General features: G+C 70.3%; 15 protein-coding genes and 2 riboswitches. Of the genes, 7 read left to right on the top strand and 8 right to left on the bottom strand.

Going from position 1 to position 15,932, the window contains the following annotated elements:
• The 5 genes from ACLBWH_RS03440 to ACLBWH_RS03420 all read right to left on the bottom strand — a co-directional run bounded on the left by ACLBWH_RS03440 (position 1) and on the right by ACLBWH_RS03420 (position 5,114).
• A complete protein-coding gene (locus ACLBWH_RS03440; protein WP_322847676.1) occupies positions 1-1,275 on the bottom strand; it encodes an AAA family ATPase in 1,275 nt (424 codons plus the stop codon).
• Positions 1,275-1,916: a CpaD family pilus assembly protein gene (locus ACLBWH_RS03435; RefSeq protein ID WP_416222375.1), complete on the bottom strand. Its 642-nt coding sequence runs from the start codon at positions 1,914-1,916 to the stop codon at positions 1,275-1,277. The genes ACLBWH_RS03440 and ACLBWH_RS03435 overlap by 1 nt, the downstream gene beginning before the upstream one ends.
• A gap of 38 nt (positions 1,917-1,954) precedes the next feature.
• Positions 1,955-3,532: a type II and III secretion system protein family protein gene (locus ACLBWH_RS03430; RefSeq protein WP_447796815.1), complete on the bottom strand. Its 1,578-nt coding sequence runs from the start codon at positions 3,530-3,532 to the stop codon at positions 1,955-1,957.
• A gap of 1 nt (position 3,533) precedes the next feature.
• Positions 3,534-4,568, bottom strand: a complete 1,035-nt coding sequence (gene cpaB, locus ACLBWH_RS03425; protein ID WP_447796813.1) for a Flp pilus assembly protein CpaB — start codon at positions 4,566-4,568, stop codon at positions 3,534-3,536.
• Positions 4,569-4,646: 78 nt separating this feature from the next.
• Positions 4,647-5,114: an A24 family peptidase gene (locus ACLBWH_RS03420; protein WP_447796811.1), complete on the bottom strand. Its 468-nt coding sequence runs from the start codon at positions 5,112-5,114 to the stop codon at positions 4,647-4,649.
• Between the two features lie 50 nt (positions 5,115-5,164).
• Between ACLBWH_RS03420 and ACLBWH_RS03415 the strand changes: the two genes are divergently transcribed.
• Together ACLBWH_RS03415 and ACLBWH_RS03410 are read left to right on the top strand one after the other, a co-directional pair.
• A complete protein-coding gene (locus tag ACLBWH_RS03415) occupies positions 5,165-6,097 on the top strand; it encodes an alpha/beta fold hydrolase (RefSeq protein ID WP_447796809.1) in 933 nt (310 codons plus the stop codon).
• The gene (locus ACLBWH_RS03410) at positions 6,094-7,173 is read left to right on the top strand and encodes an NAD(P)/FAD-dependent oxidoreductase (protein WP_447796807.1); all 1,080 of its coding nucleotides are present in this window, start codon (positions 6,094-6,096) and stop codon (positions 7,171-7,173) included. Before ACLBWH_RS03415 ends, ACLBWH_RS03410 begins: the two co-directional genes overlap by 4 nt.
• Before the next feature lie 155 nt (positions 7,174-7,328).
• Here ACLBWH_RS03410 and rnhA read toward each other — a convergent pair whose 3' ends face one another.
• The 3 genes from rnhA to ispH are packed head-to-tail and all read right to left on the bottom strand — an operon-like array spanning position 7,329 to position 9,775.
• Entirely contained in the window at positions 7,329-7,799 is a 471-nt protein-coding gene (gene rnhA / locus ACLBWH_RS03405; protein WP_447796805.1) for a ribonuclease HI, read from the bottom strand.
• The gene (thrB, locus tag ACLBWH_RS03400) at positions 7,796-8,749 is read right to left on the bottom strand and encodes a homoserine kinase (protein WP_447796803.1); all 954 of its coding nucleotides are present in this window, start codon (positions 8,747-8,749) and stop codon (positions 7,796-7,798) included. The genes rnhA and thrB overlap by 4 nt, the downstream gene beginning before the upstream one ends.
• A gap of 54 nt (positions 8,750-8,803) precedes the next feature.
• Entirely contained in the window at positions 8,804-9,775 is a 972-nt protein-coding gene (ispH, locus tag ACLBWH_RS03395; RefSeq protein WP_322847684.1) for a 4-hydroxy-3-methylbut-2-enyl diphosphate reductase, read from the bottom strand.
• Positions 9,776-9,944: 169 nt separating this feature from the next.
• Between ispH and ACLBWH_RS03390 the strand changes: the two genes are divergently transcribed.
• The 5 genes from ACLBWH_RS03390 (at position 9,945) to gcvPB (ending at position 15,816) form a co-directional block, all read left to right on the top strand.
• The gene (locus tag ACLBWH_RS03390; protein WP_322847685.1) at positions 9,945-10,580 is read left to right on the top strand and encodes a hypothetical protein; all 636 of its coding nucleotides are present in this window, start codon (positions 9,945-9,947) and stop codon (positions 10,578-10,580) included.
• Positions 10,581-10,877: 297 nt separating this feature from the next.
• Positions 10,878-10,970, top strand: a riboswitch (glycine riboswitch).
• Positions 10,971-11,077, top strand: a riboswitch (glycine riboswitch).
• Positions 11,078-11,134: 57 nt separating this feature from the next.
• The gene (gene gcvT, locus ACLBWH_RS03385) at positions 11,135-12,340 is read left to right on the top strand and encodes a glycine cleavage system aminomethyltransferase GcvT (RefSeq protein ID WP_447796800.1); all 1,206 of its coding nucleotides are present in this window, start codon (positions 11,135-11,137) and stop codon (positions 12,338-12,340) included.
• Positions 12,340-12,711, top strand: a complete 372-nt coding sequence (gene gcvH, locus ACLBWH_RS03380; protein ID WP_322847687.1) for a glycine cleavage system protein GcvH — start codon at positions 12,340-12,342, stop codon at positions 12,709-12,711. The genes gcvT and gcvH overlap by 1 nt, the downstream gene beginning before the upstream one ends.
• A 178-nt stretch (positions 12,712-12,889) precedes the next feature.
• A complete protein-coding gene (gene gcvPA, locus ACLBWH_RS03375) occupies positions 12,890-14,248 on the top strand; it encodes an aminomethyl-transferring glycine dehydrogenase subunit GcvPA (protein ID WP_447796798.1) in 1,359 nt (452 codons plus the stop codon).
• Positions 14,245-15,816 (top strand): aminomethyl-transferring glycine dehydrogenase subunit GcvPB, encoded by a 1,572-nt coding sequence (gene gcvPB, locus ACLBWH_RS03370; RefSeq protein ID WP_447796796.1) that lies wholly within the window; start codon positions 14,245-14,247, stop codon positions 15,814-15,816. The genes gcvPA and gcvPB overlap by 4 nt, the downstream gene beginning before the upstream one ends.
• Positions 15,817-15,932: the final 116 nt, after the last annotated feature.

Genomic DNA, 15,932 nt, shown 5'->3' with positions numbered 1-15,932 from the left:
TTATTTCTTGGCGCGGCGCGGCAGCAGGGCGGAGAAGCCGCCGATCAGCGACTTGCCCTTCTTGCGCGTCTTGCCGTCGCCGCTGCTTGCGACGAGCTCCTCGCCGACGTTGAGGACGTGGCGGGTGAGGTCGATCAGCGGCGCGATCGTCTTGGTGTTCTTGCCCGCCTCGGCGAGCGGCTTGCCGAGCTTGGCCGATTGCGCCGCGAGCTTCTGGTCGAAGGGCACGAGGAAATCGATCTTGCGCTCGATCGAGCTTTCGAAATCCTTGCGGCTGATCTCGAGCTGCGCGGCGGGATGGACGCGGTTGGCGACGACGGTGAGGTGCGTCTGCGGTGCGTGCGTCTTGAGCCACGACAGGATGCGGATCGTGTCGCGGGCCGAGGCGAGGGTGAGTTCGGTGACGATCACCGCGGCCTGGATGTCGCTGATCAATTGCGGATGCTGGACCAGCATCGCGCGCGGGAGGTCGACCACCGTCGCCTCGAAGGCGGCGCGCATCTCTTCCTGCAACTGATAGAAAGCGGCGCCGTCGGTCACCAGCGGCGCGTTGATCGGCGCCTCGGCGGAGAGGACGGCGAGCTTCTCGGTCGCCTTGACCATCGCGCGTTCGATGAACAGGCCGTCGATGCGGCTGGGATTTTCGATCGCGTCGGTGAGGCCGCGGCCGGGCTCGAGATCGAGCGTCAGCGCGCCGGTGCCGAAATGCACGTCGAGGTCGAGCAATGCGGTGGTGCGCTTCTCGCGCTCGGCGAGCAGCCAGGCGGTCGAGGTGGCGACGGTGGAGGCGCCGACGCCGCCGCGTGTGCCGATGACCGCGATCGCGCAATGCGGCCGGTCGATGCTGGCCTCGGCGAGTTTCGGAGCGTTGAGCATCGCCTGCGCGTGACCGAAGGCCTCGCGCATCGCGTCGGGATGGAGCGGTTTGAGCAGATAATCCTGGATGCCGCTGGCGATGAGGTCGCGGTACAGGCGCACGTCGTTGACCTGGCCGGCGGCGATCACCACCGTGCCGGGCTCGCACACCTCGGCGAGACCGTTGATGTCGCTGAGCGGATCGCCGGATTCGGCGAGATCGACGAGCAGGATCTGCGGGCTGGCGGCGACCGACAGCGACTGGACGGCGTTGCGCAGTCCGCCCTTGTAGACCTTGTCGACCGACCAGCCGAGCTCTGCGGCGATCGGGCGCAATGTCTCGGCGGTGGTCTCGTCGCAGACATAGGCGGCGAAGGGTTCGCGCGTCGTCTGGCCGGCGGGCTTCCAGGGGGCGTTCATCAATTGGCTCCGCGCGAGCTGGCCGCCTGCAACGCGCCGGCGCCGGTCGGCGCCTTCTTGCGATAGGCGTCGATCGCCTTGGCGTTGACCGCGGTGTCGACGAGCGCCTGCGGGTCGGTGCCGTGGACGAGGTCGCTGGGCCGGGCGATCATCGCGGCGAGGTTGGCGTTGATCGCGCAGCCGTAGTTGGACGAGGTGTTGGCGTCGAATTCGTTGCTCGAATTGCGGCTCCAGTCGGGGCAGCCGGGGACGCTGGCGTGCATGCGGCTGACGACGACGCGCAGCGTGCCGGGGGTCACCGGCGCGGCGGTCACCGGGCGCTCGTCGGAAAGCAGCAGGCCGTAACTGGCGACGACGGCGGCGACCTCGTCGCGCGCGCGGCCGGCACCGTAAGCGGTCTCGTCGATCGCGACCTTGTCGCCGAAGCCCAGATGCATCGCGTCCATCCAGCCGGCGAGCCGGCGGCCCTCGCCGGCGGCGAGGCCGGCCCCGCCGGTGGCGAGATCGAGCGCGTAATCGTTGCGCGCGACGACCGGCTGGTGGACCGATTCGAGGCCGCGGTTGGTGGTGCCCATGCAGCCGCCGAGAAGCAGCGCGGGCAGGGTGGCGAGGAGCAGCTTATGCTTGGTCATCGAGGCCATGTCCTTGAACGGGTCCTTGATCGGGGCCGGCACGGGCATCAGTTGGAAAATCCGGGGGCGGGAACGGCGCCCTTCTTCTTCGACGTGGCGCGCGGATCGGCGGCGGCGGGTGCCGGCTGACGCTGCGGCACCGGCGGCACCGCGGCGGCGGCGCCGATCGTCGGCGCGGACGGCGGGTCGCCGGGGATCATCGTCGGCACCGGGCGGGGACCGTTGCCGCCGCTGCCGACCTCGCCGAGCAGGATGCGCGCGGCATCGCTGGGCGCGCGATAGCCGTCGTGCGGCAGCGCGATCTGTGCCGGATTGCTCACCGGCTTCACCAGATAGGGGGTGATGATGATGACCAGCTCGGTCTCGTTGCGCTGGAAGTTGGTCGAGCGGAACAGCGAGCCGATGATCGGCAGGTCGCCGAGGAACGGCGTCTTGTCGATGTTGTTGCCGTGGCTGTTGGAGAGCAGGCCGCCGATCATCATGCTCTGGCCCGAGCCGAGCTCCAGCGTCGTCTCGGCGCGGCGGGTGGTGATGCCGGGCACGCGGGTGCCGCCGACGGTCACCGCATTGGCATTGTCGATCTGCGACACCTCGGGACGGACGCGCAGCGAGATGCGGCCGTCGGACAGCACCGTCGGCGTGTAGGCGAGGCTGACGCCATATTGCTTGTATTCGACGGTGACGGTGCCGAGGCCGCCGGCGAGCGGGATCGGGATCTCGCCGCCGGCGAGGAAGGTCGCGGTCTCGCCCGACAAAGCGGTGAGATTGGGGTTGGCGAGCGTCGTCACCTGACCCAGCGTCTCGCCGAGATCGACGGCGGCGAGCAGGTCGAGGCCGAGCAGCTTGCCGGCGAGGCCGAGCGTCGATCCGGAGCTGCCGTTCGGGATAAGGGTGGTGTTGGTACCGGTATTGAAGCCGGTCGCCAGCGGGAAACCCGGTGTATATTGAGGGCTGACGGTGCCGCGACCGATGCCGAATTTGAACCCTCCGGTCGCGTCGAGCGAGCCGAGGTTGACGCCGACGTTCTTGATGAAGGTGCGGCTGACCTCGGCGATGCGGACCTGCAGATTGACCTGCAACGGGGTCGCGGTCTTGAGGCGCGAGAGCACCTTGGTGGCGTCGCCGACATAGGCCTGCACCAGCCGTTCCGCCTCGGCCGCGTCGCCGGGGCCGGCGACGGTGCCGGTGAGCAGCACGATGCCGTTCATCGGCGTCGCGACGAGCCGCGCGTCGGGCATCGCGAGCTGCAGCATCGCCGCGATCGAATCGAGGTTGTTGCCGACGCGGACGGTGGTCGCATAGACGACCGCGCCACCGCGGGTGGTGGCGGAGATCGTCGTCTCGCCGGTCTTCTTGCCGAAGATGTAGAGCTGCGTCGGCGAGCGGACCTGGACGTCGGCGATCGTCTCGTCGGCGACGAAGACGTCGCTCATCGGCCGCGACAGCGTCACCAGCCGGCCGCGGCCGGTGTTGACCTGGACGACCGAAGAGCTGCCGCTGGCGGTCGCGGCATCGGCGCCGCGCGCATCGGCGGTGGTAAGCGGCATCGCGAGGGTGGTGGCGAGGGCCAGCGCGACGGCGGCGGCGCGACCGCGGCGGGCGCGGAGGGGGTGCACGAGAGGCATGTCAGTTTTTCCCTCCGACCGGAACGACGGTCACGCTGTTGCCGCGGGCGACCCGCACGGCCGGGCCCTGGATCGTCGCGCCGCCGGCGCCGACCGCGCCACCCGGTGCGGGGCCGTTGCCCACCGGGGCGCCGGCGGTCGGCGCACGCGCCGGCACGGTGCTGCGCTGGAAGCGCGATACGTCGGCGCCGGTGGCGAAGGTGGTGCCGCCGGTCTGCGGTTGGGTGGCAAGGCGCAGCATCATCGCCTTTTCGGCGCGCGGGTCGCCATCGGGCACCTTGACCGCGCCGCTGGCGATCGCCTCTTCGAGTTCGGACGAATTGTCGGCGAGCGCGCGCAGCGACAGCGACAATTCGCCGATCGTCCGCGCCACCGCGACCTGTTCGGCCATCTTCGGCGTCGCCTCCAGCGTCACGGTCGAATAACTGGTGACCTTCGACTTGCCGTCCTCGCCGACGACATTGTCGGTGCGCTGGTCGGTGGCGAGCACGCGGACGTTGCGCATGATCGTCTCGGACACCTTGAGCGGCTGGCCGTCGCCGCCGGCGTTGACGGTCTGCGTCAGGACGAGGTCGATGCGGTCGCCCGGGAAGACGAAGCCGGCGACCGCCGCCTGGCTCGACACGCTGACGGTGACCGCGCGCATCCCCGGTCCGAGCGCCGCGGCGAGGAAGCCGCGGTCGCCCGGCGAAACCAGGGCGCCGCGCGTGATCGGCTGGCCGGCGGTGATCGCGTTGCGCACCACCGTGCCGGTCAGCTTGGCGACGTCGGTGCCCGCCTTCAGGTAATAAGCGTTGTCGATGAGCTGCTGCGGCCAGGGCTGGAACTTCAGCGCGGTGGCATCGAGGATGGTGCCGACCGGCAGCGCGCGGGTCGCGACCAGCACGTCCGGGCCGGTGACGGCGACCGGGGCGGGGGCGCCCATCGCCACCGCCTGCGGCGCGGAGGCGCCGGCGATCAGCGAGCGGGCGAAAAATGCCGTGATGCCGGCGACGAGCAACGCGCCCACCAGCAAAACGATCTTGCGACTATCCATGGTCTCAACGGGCCTTTCAGCGCACCGGTGGTTGATTGGGCCATCTTGGCCGCGGACTGGTTAAAATCCGGTTCGTCTTCAAAGGGCTGGCAGAATGGCGGGGAGCGAGAGCAGCGCCGCCGCGGCGATCGCGACGCCATAGGGCACCTCGACCGCGCCGATCCGGCGCTGCCAGCGCCGCTCGATCATCATCGCGACGGTGATCGCGCCGCCCAGCACCGACATCACCATCAGCATCTGCAACAGGCTGCCGAGCGGCAGCCACAAGGCGAGCGCGGCGATCATCTTGACGTCGCCGCCGCCCATCCAGCCGCAGGCGAAGGCGCCGACGAACACCGCGAAGACGATCGCCGCGACGAGCAATTGCACCGCGACGTCGCCCCAGCCGAGCCCCATCGCCCACCACCACACAGGCGCGAGCAGCGCGATCGCCGCATTCTTGCCGTTGGCGATCTCGCGCGTGCGGGCATCCTCGATCCCCGCGGCGACGAGCAGCGCGCCGAGCATGACGGCAAGCGCCGCGACCAATAGACTGTCCGTCCCCATGGCACGCAGAGGTAGACGGCATGGCTTGCGAAAACGTAACCAAAGCAACGATGACCGATCAAGCCGAGCTGCGCCGCGACCTGCCCGCCGATTCGCGCCTGACGGAATGGCGGGCGCCCGACGGCTGGCGCCACCGCCGGTTCGACTGGCCGCATCCCGCGCCGCGCGGGCGGGTGCTGGTACAGGGCGGGCGCGCCGACATCGTCGAGAAGTTCCTGGAGACGATCCGCCACCTGCATGCGCAGCGCTGGTCGGTGACCGCGTTCGACTGGCGCGGGCAGGGCGGCTCCGGGCGGCTCGCCGCCGATCCGCACGTCGGCCACGCCGCCAGTTTCGACGCGTGGGTGGGCGACCTCACCGCCTTCTGGCGCCACTGGACGCGCGCGGGGGAGGGGCCGGCGGTGCTGCTCGGCCATTCGATGGGCGGGCACCTGGCGTTGCGCGCGATGCTGGACGGCAGCGTCGTGCCCGATGCGGCGGTGCTGGTGTCGCCGATGATCGGCGTGCGCTCGCCGCTCGGCGCGCGCGCCGGCCGTGCGGTCGCGCGGGCGATGACCAGGATCGGCGACCCCGCCCGGCCGGCGTGGACGGTGCGGCCGGGCAAGGCCTCCGCCGGCCATCGCCAGCAGCGGCTCACCCATTCGCTCGACCGTTATGGCGACGAAGCCTTCTGGTATGCGCGCGACCCGTCGCTGCTGCTCGGGCCGCCGAGCTGGGCGTGGGTGCTGGAGGCGTTCGCATCGGGCGCGCGCCTGCAGGCCGATCCGCGGCTGGCGACGCTCGCCGTGCCGATCCTGATGCTGATCGCCGATGCCGACCGGCTGGTCGATGCCCGCGCCGCGGTGCGGCTGGCGGCACGGCTGCCGCGCGCCGAGCTGGTGCGCTTCGGGGCCGAATCGGCGCATGAGATCCTGCGCGAGGACGATGCGGTGCGGTGGCGCGCGTTCGATGCGATCGACGCCTTTCTGGACCGGCTGCGATGATCCACGACATCGCGATCGTCGGCGCGGGGATCGCCGGCGCCAGCCTCGCCGCCGCGCTCGCGCCGCACGCCCGCGTGCTGCTGCTCGAGGCGGAGGAGCAGGCGGGGTATCACAGCACCGGGCGCTCGGCGGCCTTCTGGTCGGAGACGTATGGCGGGCCGGGCATCCAGCCGCTGACCAGCGCGTCCGAAACGGCGCTTCGCGGCGGCGGCTATCTGGCGCCTTTGGGGTCGCTGCACATCGGGCGGGCGGCGGATGCCGGGCGGGTCGACGCCTTCCTCGCCGCGTTCGAGGGGACCGCGGTGGTGCTCGACCGCGTCGATCCCGCCGCGTTCGTGCCGGGACTGCGGCCCGAATGGACGCTCGGCGTGCACGAACCGAGCTGCGCCTATATCGACGTCGCGGCGCTGCATGCCGCCTATCTCGCCGCATTCCGCCGCGCCGGCGGGGCGATCGCGACACGCGCCGGGCTGGACGAGGCGCGCCGCACCGCCGGCGTCTGGACGATCGCGACCCCGGCGGGAACGTATCGCGCGGGCGTGCTGGTCAATGCGGCGGGAGCATGGGCCGACCGGATCGCCGTGCGGCTGGGGGCGGCGCCGCTCGGCATCCAGCCCTATCGGCGGACGATGGTGCAATTGCGCACCGACCCGCCCGCGGTCGCCGACCTGCCGCATGTCGCCGACATCGCGGGGCGATTCTATTTCAAGCCGGAGGCGGGCCGGCTGTGGCTGAGCCCGCACGACGAGACGCCGGTCGATCCGCACGACGTCGCGCCCGAGGAGATCGACGTCGCGCTGGCGATCGACCGGTTCGAGGGCGTGGTCGACTGGCGGGTCGCGGCGGTCGAGCGGCGCTGGGCGGGGCTGCGCAGCTTCGCGCCCGACCGGTTGCCGGTGTACGGCTTCGATCCGAAGGTGGCGGGGCTGTTCTGGTGCGCGGGGCAGGGCGGCTTCGGCATCCAGACCGCGCCCGCCGGCGCCGCGGTGGCGGCGAGCCTGTTGCTGGGGACGGCGCCGGCGGAGGGATATGCCGGGATCGATGCCGAGCGCTATGCCGCGGGGCGGTTCGCTTAATTCCTCCCCCGCAAGGGGGAGGTGGCGCGGCGTAGCCGTGACGGAGGGGGAGGATGGGGCGGGAGCTCTGCAAACGGGCTCCCGCCCCATCCTCCCCCTCCACCACTCGGCTGGCGCCGAGCGGTCCCCTCCCCCTGGCGGGGGAGGATTTGGGGTCAGGCTGGCGGGCGGGCCGCCGCGACCGCCGCGTCGCTTGCCAGTTTGTCGACGCGTTCGTTGTCGGCGTTGCCGGCATGGCCCTTGACCCAGATCCATTCGATCTCGTGCTTCTGCGTCTCGGCGAACAACGCCTGCCAGAGTTCGGCGTTCTTGACCGGCTTCTTGTCGGCGGTGCGCCAGCCGTTCTTGCGCCAGCCGTGGATCCAGCGGGTCAGGCCGTCCATGACGTATTTGCTGTCGGTGCTGAGCTTGATCCGGCACGGGCGGGTGAGCACGCGCAGCGCCTCGATCGCCGCGGTCAGCTCCATGCGGTTGTTGGTGGTCAGCGTCTCGCCGCCCGACAATTCCTTCTCGTGGCCGCCGAAGCGGAGCAGCGCGCCCCAGCCGCCGGGGCCGGGATTGCCCTTGCAGGCGCCGTCGGTGGCGATCTCGACGAGCTGCGGGGCGGCGGAATCTGGGTCGGTCATGCAAAGGCCTCCGGATGGGCGTCGTACCAGTCGAGCCGGCGCAGATAGGCGAGCGGGTCCTTGCGCGTCACCAGCGCATCCGCCGGCGTGTCGAGCCAGTCCCACGCGCGGGTGAGCAGGAAGCGGATGCACGCGCCGCGCGCCAGCACCGGCAGCGCGGCGCGCTCGGCGGCGGACAGGCCGCGTGCCCCGGCATAGCCGGCGAGCAGCGCCGGGCCGACGCCGGCGAGCGGCGCGCCCTGCGGATCGAAGGCCCAGGCGGTGTGCATCACGGCGACGTCATAAGCGCGTATGTCACGGCAAGCGAAGTAGAAATCGATCAATCCCGTCACCCGCGCGCCGAGCATCAGGACGTTGTCGGGGAACAGATCGGCATGGATGACGCTGGTCGGCAGATCGTGCGGCCAGTCCGCCTCCACCGCGGCGAGCGCGCGGTCGACGCGGGCGAACAGGCCCGGCGCGATCGCGTCGAGATCGCTGCCGCATCGCGTCAGCAGCGGTCGCCAGTCGGCGACGCCGAGGCTGTTGGGCCGGCCGCCGTCGAAATCGGCGACCGCGGCGTGCAGCGCGCCGAGCGCGGCGCCGGCGGTAGCGGCCTGATCGGGCGTCGGGCGGGTCACGGAGACGCCGTTGAGGAAGCGGATCAGGCAGGCGGGGCGGCCCTCCAGCGTCTGGATCGCGACGCTGTCGCGGTCGCGGATCGCCGGCGGCACCGGCAGGCCGCGGTGGGCGAGGTGATCGAGCAGGTCGAGGAAGAAGGGCAGGTCGCCGGCGTCGACGCGCTTCTCGTAAAGCGTCAGGATGAAGCGCGCGGCGGTGGTGTCGACGAGGTAGTTGCTGTTCTCGACACCCTCGGCGATGCCCTTGGCGGAGACCAGCTCGCCGACATCGGCGTAGCGGCGCAGGAACGCGGACAGCGCCTCTGCCGAGACGTGCGTGTAGACGGCCATTGATCCCTCCCCCAGTCTCCACGCCCCCCGGACGTGCGCCGGGGGACGGTCGGCCTATGCCGCGGCGTCGAGGCCGCGCGGCAGTTTGAACGCGATCGTCTCGCGCGTCGTCTCCTCCTCGCGCTCGGTGATCGCGAAGCGGGTGGAGAGCAGGTCGACCAGCTCGCGCACCAGCAGTTCGGGCGCCGAGGCACCGGCGGTGATGCCGAGCGTGCCGACGCCGTCGAGGAACGTCCAGTCGAGCTCGCCGGCGCGCTGGATCAGCCGCGCCGGCACGCCCTCGCGCTCCGCGACCTCGACCAGCCGAACCGAGTTGGACGAATTGGGCGCGCCGATCACCAGCATCGCGTCGCAGGCCGCGGCGATCGCCTTGACCGCCGCCTGCCGGTTGGAGGTGGCGTAGCAGATGTCCTCGCCGCGCGGCGGCAGCATGTTGGGGAAGCGGCGCTGCAACACCGCGACCACCGCGGCGGTGTCGTCGACCGACAGCGTCGTCTGGGTGAGGAAGGCGAGATTGTCGGGATCGACCGGCGCGAAGATCTCGGCATCGGCGGCGGTCTCGATCAGCGACATCGCGCCCGCGGGCACCTGGCCGAAGGTGCCGACCACCTCGGGATGGCCGGCGTGGCCGATGAAGACGATGTGGCGACCGGCGGCGACGAGCCGTTCGGCCTGACGATGGACCTTCGACACCAAAGGGCAGGTCGCGTCGAGATAGTCGAGGCCGCGGTTCTGCGCGTCGGCGGGGACCGATTTGGGCACGCCGTGCGCGGAGAAGACGACCGGCGCGCCGTCGGGCACCTGATCGAGTTCCTCGACGAACACCGCGCCCTGCGCCTTCAGCGTGTCGACGACGAACTTGTTGTGGACGATCTCGTGGCGAACGTAGACGGGCGCGCCGTGCTTCTCGATCGCGAGTTCGACGATGCGGATCGCGCGGTCGACGCCGGCGCAGAAGCCGCGCGGTGCGGCGATCAGCAGTTCGAGGACGGGCTTGCCGCCGTCCGCGGGGAATTGGGAGGCCATGCCGGCGGTTCTACGCGATTGGTGCGGCGCACGGAAGTACGCGAATGCCCGGACGCGCGTAAGTACGCGATTGCTTGCGCGCGCCAAAGCCGGTTCCTATGGTGCGCCGCGCATCGTCCGGGTCCTCCGGCGGCGCATCACCGTCCGTTCGACAAAGGTACGCGTCCTCGTGAAAACCCCGGCTTTAGGCCTGTCCGCCCTCGCGCTGATCCTCTCGGGCTGCGCCAGCAAGGGCGAGATCGTCGAAGGCGGCATCTCCGCCGTGCGCTCCGCCTGCCCGACGGTCGGCGTCGCCGCCGGCACCGGCGACATCACCCTGTTCGATCCGGCGACCAGCAAGGACGCGAGCGCGATCGACGTCGTCGCCAGCATGACCAACGTGCGCGGCGCCTGCAACGACGCCGGCGACCAGATCGCCACCACCGTCAGCTTCGACGTGCTCGCGCGGCGGACGCGGACCGAGGGCCCACGCGACGTGGTGCTGCCGTATTATATCGCGATCGTCCGTGGCGGCTCGGCGGTGACCGCCAAGCGCAAGGGGCAGATCGCGGTGCATTTCGACGCCGGCCAGGCGCGGGCGCAGGCGCGGGGCACCGCCTCGACGCAGATCGCGCGTGCGGCGGCGACCTTGCCCGACGAGGTGCGCAACCAGCTCACCCGCAAGCGCAAGGCGGGCGACGAGGATGCCGCGACCGATCCGCTGGCACGGCCCGAGGTGCGCTCCGCGGTGCTGCGCGCCACCTTCGAGGCGCTGGTCGGCTTCCAGCTCACCGACGACCAGCTGAAGTATAACGCGCAACGCTGATTCTCCTCCCTCCCGTTTTAAGGGAGGGGCGATCGCCGATGGCCGATGATCTGGTCGGCTGCCTCATCTATCCTTCCGTCACCCCGGCCTTGCGCCGGGGTCCCGCTTCTTCGGGACGGCGGGACGAAGCGGGATGCCGGATCGAGTCCGCCATGACGGGGGATTGCAGCACCCCGATCGGTCATAGGCGATGGCCCTGCCTTGCGGGGAGGGGAGCGGTACCGCGGCCCGCTTTCCGCATTGACTAAGCCCCCGCCGCCCGCCACAGCACCAGGCGTCGATGCCGGGCGACCGGCATGGGCGGGCGCGGGAGAGAGCCTCTGCACAAGGAGGCCGCCGAAGGAGCAACCACCCCGGAATCTCTCAGGCACAACGGACCGCGCGCTGCCTCATCGACACTCTGGAAAGCGTTCCTTTGAGGAGCCACCGAAGGGGTAAGCCCGCCGCCGCCGCGCGCCGGGTCAAAGCTCTCAGGTCACCGTGACAGAGGGGGTATGACGGATCGAATGCGGCGCTGCGCCGTCTTTGGTCCCGTGCCTTTTTGGAGACGGTTGATGAGCGATTCGCTTTCCGAGACTTTGCCAGACCCGCTCGACGACCTCGAAGGCGACGAGCCCGCCATCCAGCTGCTGCCGCTCGACGGCTGGCACCGCGCCCGCGGCGGCCGCATGGTGCCGTTCGCCGGTTACGAGATGCCCGTCCAATATGAGGGCATCATGGCCGAGCATATGTGGACGCGCGACTCCGCCGGACTGTTCGACGTCAGCCATATGGGGCAGGTCGGCCTGACCGGCGACCGGATCGACGCCGCCGGTGTCGCCAGGGCGCTCGAAGCGGTGCTGCCGGGCGATATCGCCGGCCTCGCCGCCACCAGGATCCGCTATTCGCTGCTGCTCAACGACGAGGGCGGCATTCTCGACGATCTGATGGTCACGACGCTGCCCGCCGAAGGCGCGCATCCCTTCGGCGCGGCGAGCCAGTATGTCGTCGTCAACGGCGCGACCAAATATGACGATCTCGCCTATCTGCTCGACGTCCTGCCCGAGAATGTGACGCTCAACCTGATGGAAGATCAAGCGTTGCTCGCGGTGCAGGGGCCCAAGGCGGTCGCCGCCGTGTCGCGGCTGGTCCCCGGCGTCGAGCAGCTCGTGTTCATGACCGCGGGCGCGTTCGACTGGAACGGCCATGCGCTGTGGATCAGCCGTTCGGGCTATACCGGCGAGGACGGCGTCGAGATCTCGATCCCCGCCGAGGCCGCCGCCGAGTTCGCCGATGCGATCTGCGCCGAGCCCGAGGTCAAGCCGATCGGTCTCGGCGCGCGCGATTCGCTGCGGCTCGAAGCCGGGCTGCCGCTGTACGGCCACGATCTCGATCCCGAGACGACGCCGGTGATGGCCGATCTCGGTTTCGCGCTGTCGAAGCGCCGCCGCGAGGCCGCCGATTTCGCCGGCGCCGCGCGCATCCTCGCCGAGCGCACCGACGGCCCCGCGGTCAAGCGCGTCGGCCTGTCGGTCGAAGGTCGCCAGCCGGTGCGCGAGGGCGCCAGCGTCGTCGATGCCGACGGCGCGGTGATCGGCCGCGTCACCAGCGGCGGCTTCGCGCCGAGCGTCGGTGCGCCGATCGCGATGGCCTATGTTCCCGCCGCGCTCGCCGAGGCGGGCACGCCGCTGCGCCTCGTCCAGCGCGGCAAGATCCACGAGGCGACGGTCGCACCGATGCCGTTCGTTCCCCACCGCTATGTCCGCGCAGGAGGCAAGTGATGAGCCGTTATTTCACCGAAGACCATGAGTGGGTCGATGTCGATGGCGACACCGGCACCGTCGGCATCTCCGATTACGCGCAGGGCCAGCTCGGCGATATCGTGTTCGTCGACGTTCCCGAAGCGGGCAAGCAGCTCGGCAAGGGCGACGAGGCCGCGGTGGTCGAATCGGTCAAGGCCGCGTCGGACGTCTACACGCCGGTGTCGGGGACGGTGAGCGAGGGCAATGCCGCGCTCGCCGACGACCCCAGCCTGGTCAATTCGGATCCGGAAGCGGCGGGCTGGTTCTTCAAGATCACGCTCAGCGATCCGGCCGAGCTGGAGACGCTGATGGACGAAGCCGCCTACGCGGATTTCGTCGCCAAGCTTTGAGACTGCTCCCCTCCCTGAAGGGTCCCATCGAAGTATTACTTTGATGGGCGCCCGTGAGGGAGGGGCTGGGGGTGGGTGGCGTGCTCGCGTTACGGCTGCCGAGCCGACGAGCCTCACCGTACCACCAGGCCGCCACCCACCCCCGGCCCCTCCCTCAAAGGGAGGGGAGGAGTAGAGAATGCGCTACCTGCCGCTTACCCAGCCCGACCGTGATGCGATGCTCTCGGTCATCGGTGCGGGATTGATCGACGATCTATTCGTCGACGTGCCCGAGGCCGCTCGCCTGTCCGGCCCGATCCACGGCCTGCCCAATCACGCGTCGGAACTTGCCGTCGAGCGGCACATGACCGCGCTCGCCCGCAAGAACACGGTCGCGGGCGAGGTGCCGTTCTTCCTCGGTGCGGGCGCCTATCGCCATCACGTGCCGGCGAGCGTCGATCATCTGATCCAGCGTGGCGAGTTCCTCACCGCCTATACGCCGTACCAGCCCGAGATCGCGCAGGGCACGCTGCAGATGCTGTTCGAGTTCCAGACGCAGGTCGCGCGCCTGCTCGGCACCGACGTCGCCAATGCCTCGATGTACGACGGCTCCACCGCCTGCTGGGAAGCGATCGGCATGGCGCGGCGCATCACCCGCAAGGGCAAGGCGATCCTGTCGGGCGGGCTCCACCCGCATTACGTCAGCGTCGCCAAGACGATGGCGAAATATACCGGCGATCATCTCGAAACCTCCGCGCCGGCGCTGACCGCCGAGACCGATCTCGACGCGCTGATCGCGGCGATCGACGGCGATACGTCGTGCGTCGTCGTGCAATATCCCGATATCCTCGGCCGGATCGCCGATCTGACGCCGCTCGCCGACGCCTGTCACGCCAACAAGGCGCTGCTGATCGCGGTCGTCACCGAGCCGGTGGCGCTGGGCGCAATCACCTCGCCGGGCGAGATGGACGCCGATATCGTCGTCGGCGAGGGCCAGTCGCTCGGCGTCGGCCTGCAGTTCGGCGGTCCGTACGTCGGCCTGATGGGCTGCAAGGAGAAGTACATCCGCCAGATGCCGGGCCGCTTCTGCGGCGAGACGGTGGATGCGGAGGGGCGCCGCGGCTTCGTGCTGACGCTGTCGACGCGCGAACAGCATATCCGCCGCGAAAAGGCGACGAGCAACATCTGCACCAACTCGGGCCTGTGCGCGCTCGCCTTCTCGGTCCACATGACCCTGCTGGGCGAGGCGGGGCTGCGCCGGCTGGCGGGGATCAACCACGCCGCGGCCTGCCGCGCCGCGGATCGCCTGTCGCAGGTGCCGGGCGTCGAACTGGTCACCGAGACCTTCTTCAACGAATTCACGCTCAAGCTGCCGGTCGAGGCGCGTCCCGTGGTGCGCACGCTCGCCGATCGCGGCATCCTGGCGGGCGTGTCGCTCGGCCGGCTCTATCCTGACGAGGCGGGCCTCGCCAACGGGCTGATCGTCGCGGTCACCGAGACGACGACCGCGGAGGACGTCGAAACCCTTGCCGCCGCACTCGAGGAGGTTCTGGCATGAGCATCAATCAGAGCGGCTGGCGCCCCGAGATGACCGCCGGCGGCGGCAACGGTGCCGCACCGACCTTCACCGGCAACAAGGCACTGATGCTGGAAGAGGCGCTGATCTTCGAGATCGGCGATACGCAGACCACCGGCGTCGATTTCAGCGAGGGCGACGTTGCCGGTTCGCGGCTGGGCAATCTCAGCCGCAAGGCACCGATCGGTCTGCCGGGTCTCGCCGAGCCCGAGGCGGTGCGCCATTACACCCGCCTGTCGCGTCAGAATTATGCGATCGACCTCGGCCTGTTCCCGCTCGGTTCGTGCACGATGAAGCACAATCCGCGGCTCAACGAGAAGATGGCGCGCCTTCCCGGGTTCGCCGACGTGCATCCGTTGCAGCCGGTCGATACCGTGCAGGGCGCGCTGGAGGTGATCCACCAGCTCGCGCACTGGCTGGTGACGCTGACCGGCATGACCAGCGTCGCGATGAGCCCCAAGGCGGGCGCGCATGGCGAATTGTGCGGCATGCTCGCGATCAAGGCGGCGCTCGAGGCGCGCGGCGAGGGGCATCGCAAGGTCGTGCTCGTCCCCGAATCGGCGCACGGCACCAACCCCGCCACCGCCGCCTTCGCCGGCTTCGCGGTCGAGGATATTCCCGCCACCGCCGACGGCCGCGTCGACACCGCCGCGCTGATCGCGCGGCTCGGGCCGGACGTCGCGGGCGTGATGATCACCAACCCCAACACCTGCGGCCTGTTCGAGCGCGATCTCCGCGCGATCTCGGACGCGGTCCATGCCGCGGGCGGCTACGTCTATTGCGACGGCGCCAATTTCAACGCGATCGTCGGCCGGGTGCGGCCGGGCGACCTCGGCGTCGATGCGATGCACATCAACCTGCACAAGACCTTCTCGACCCCGCACGGCGGCGGCGGGCCGGGTTCGGGGCCGGTGGTGTTCTCCGAGGCGCTGACCCCGTTCGCGCCGCTGCCGTTCGTCGAGAAGACCGCCGACGGCTTCGCGCTCGTCGAGGAAGAGACCGCGGGCGAACATCATGCCGGCAGCTTCGGCCGGATGGTCGCCTTCCACGGCCAGATGGGGATGTTCACCCGCGCGCTGACCTATATCCTCAGCCACGGCGCCGACGGCCTCAAGCAGGTCGCCGAGGATGCGGTGCTCAACGCCAATTACGTGCTGCGTTCGCTGGAAGGGGCGCTCGACGCCCCCTTCGCCAAGGCGGGGCCGTGCATGCACGAGGCGATCTTCTCCGACGCCAATCTCGCCGAGGGCTTTTCGACGCTCGACGTCGCCAAGGGGCTGATCGACGAGGGCTTCCACCCGATGACGGTCTATTTCCCGCTCGTCGTCCACGGCGCGATGCTGGTCGAACCGACCGAGACCGAATCGAAGGCGGCGCTCGACCAGTTCATCGGCGCGCTGCGCAGCGTGGCCGAGCGGGCCAAGGCCGGCGACGCCAGCCTCAAGACCGCGCCGCATTTCGCGCCGCGGGCGCGGCTCGACGAGACGCAGGCGGCGCGCAAGCCGGTGCTGGTGTGGAAGGAACAGCCGCTGGCGCAGGCGGCGGAGTAAGTCGCGGCTCCCCGTCGCCCCGGCCCAGAGCCGGGGTGACGGAAGCTGGAGTGCGTATGCCCCTTCCGTAATGACCCCGGCGTCTCTAGTTTCCCTGCCGTAACGGGTGGGGACAC

It is taken from the genome of Sphingomonas sp. M6A6_1c (assembly GCF_053345135.1).
This window is presented reverse-complemented; position numbering and strand designations above follow the sequence as displayed.

What these genes read in the sequence shown, in the direction of transcription:
- ACLBWH_RS03440 (WP_322847676.1), bottom strand. Translation starts at nt 1,275, where the DNA reads ATGAACGCCCCCTGGAAGCCCGCCGGCCAGACGACGCGCGAACCCTTC.
- ACLBWH_RS03435 (WP_416222375.1), bottom strand. Translation starts at nt 1,916, where the DNA reads ATGGCCTCGATGACCAAGCATAAGCTGCTCCTCGCCACCCTGCCCGCG.
- ACLBWH_RS03430 (WP_447796815.1), bottom strand. Translation starts at nt 3,532, where the DNA reads ATGCCTCTCGTGCACCCCCTCCGCGCCCGCCGCGGTCGCGCCGCCGCC.
- cpaB (WP_447796813.1), bottom strand. Translation starts at nt 4,568, where the DNA reads ATGGATAGTCGCAAGATCGTTTTGCTGGTGGGCGCGTTGCTCGTCGCC.
- ACLBWH_RS03420 (WP_447796811.1), bottom strand. Translation starts at nt 5,114, where the DNA reads ATGGGGACGGACAGTCTATTGGTCGCGGCGCTTGCCGTCATGCTCGGC.
- ACLBWH_RS03415 (WP_447796809.1), top strand. Translation starts at nt 5,165, where the DNA reads ATGACCGATCAAGCCGAGCTGCGCCGCGACCTGCCCGCCGATTCGCGC.
- ACLBWH_RS03410 (WP_447796807.1), top strand. Translation starts at nt 6,094, where the DNA reads ATGATCCACGACATCGCGATCGTCGGCGCGGGGATCGCCGGCGCCAGC.
- rnhA (WP_447796805.1), bottom strand. Translation starts at nt 7,799, where the DNA reads ATGACCGACCCAGATTCCGCCGCCCCGCAGCTCGTCGAGATCGCCACC.
- thrB (WP_447796803.1), bottom strand. Translation starts at nt 8,749, where the DNA reads ATGGCCGTCTACACGCACGTCTCGGCAGAGGCGCTGTCCGCGTTCCTG.
- ispH (WP_322847684.1), bottom strand. Translation starts at nt 9,775, where the DNA reads ATGGCCTCCCAATTCCCCGCGGACGGCGGCAAGCCCGTCCTCGAACTG.
- gcvT (WP_447796800.1), top strand. Translation starts at nt 11,135, where the DNA reads ATGAGCGATTCGCTTTCCGAGACTTTGCCAGACCCGCTCGACGACCTC.
- gcvH (WP_322847687.1), top strand. Translation starts at nt 12,340, where the DNA reads ATGAGCCGTTATTTCACCGAAGACCATGAGTGGGTCGATGTCGATGGC.
- gcvPA (WP_447796798.1), top strand. Translation starts at nt 12,890, where the DNA reads ATGCGCTACCTGCCGCTTACCCAGCCCGACCGTGATGCGATGCTCTCG.
- gcvPB (WP_447796796.1), top strand. Translation starts at nt 14,245, where the DNA reads ATGAGCATCAATCAGAGCGGCTGGCGCCCCGAGATGACCGCCGGCGGC.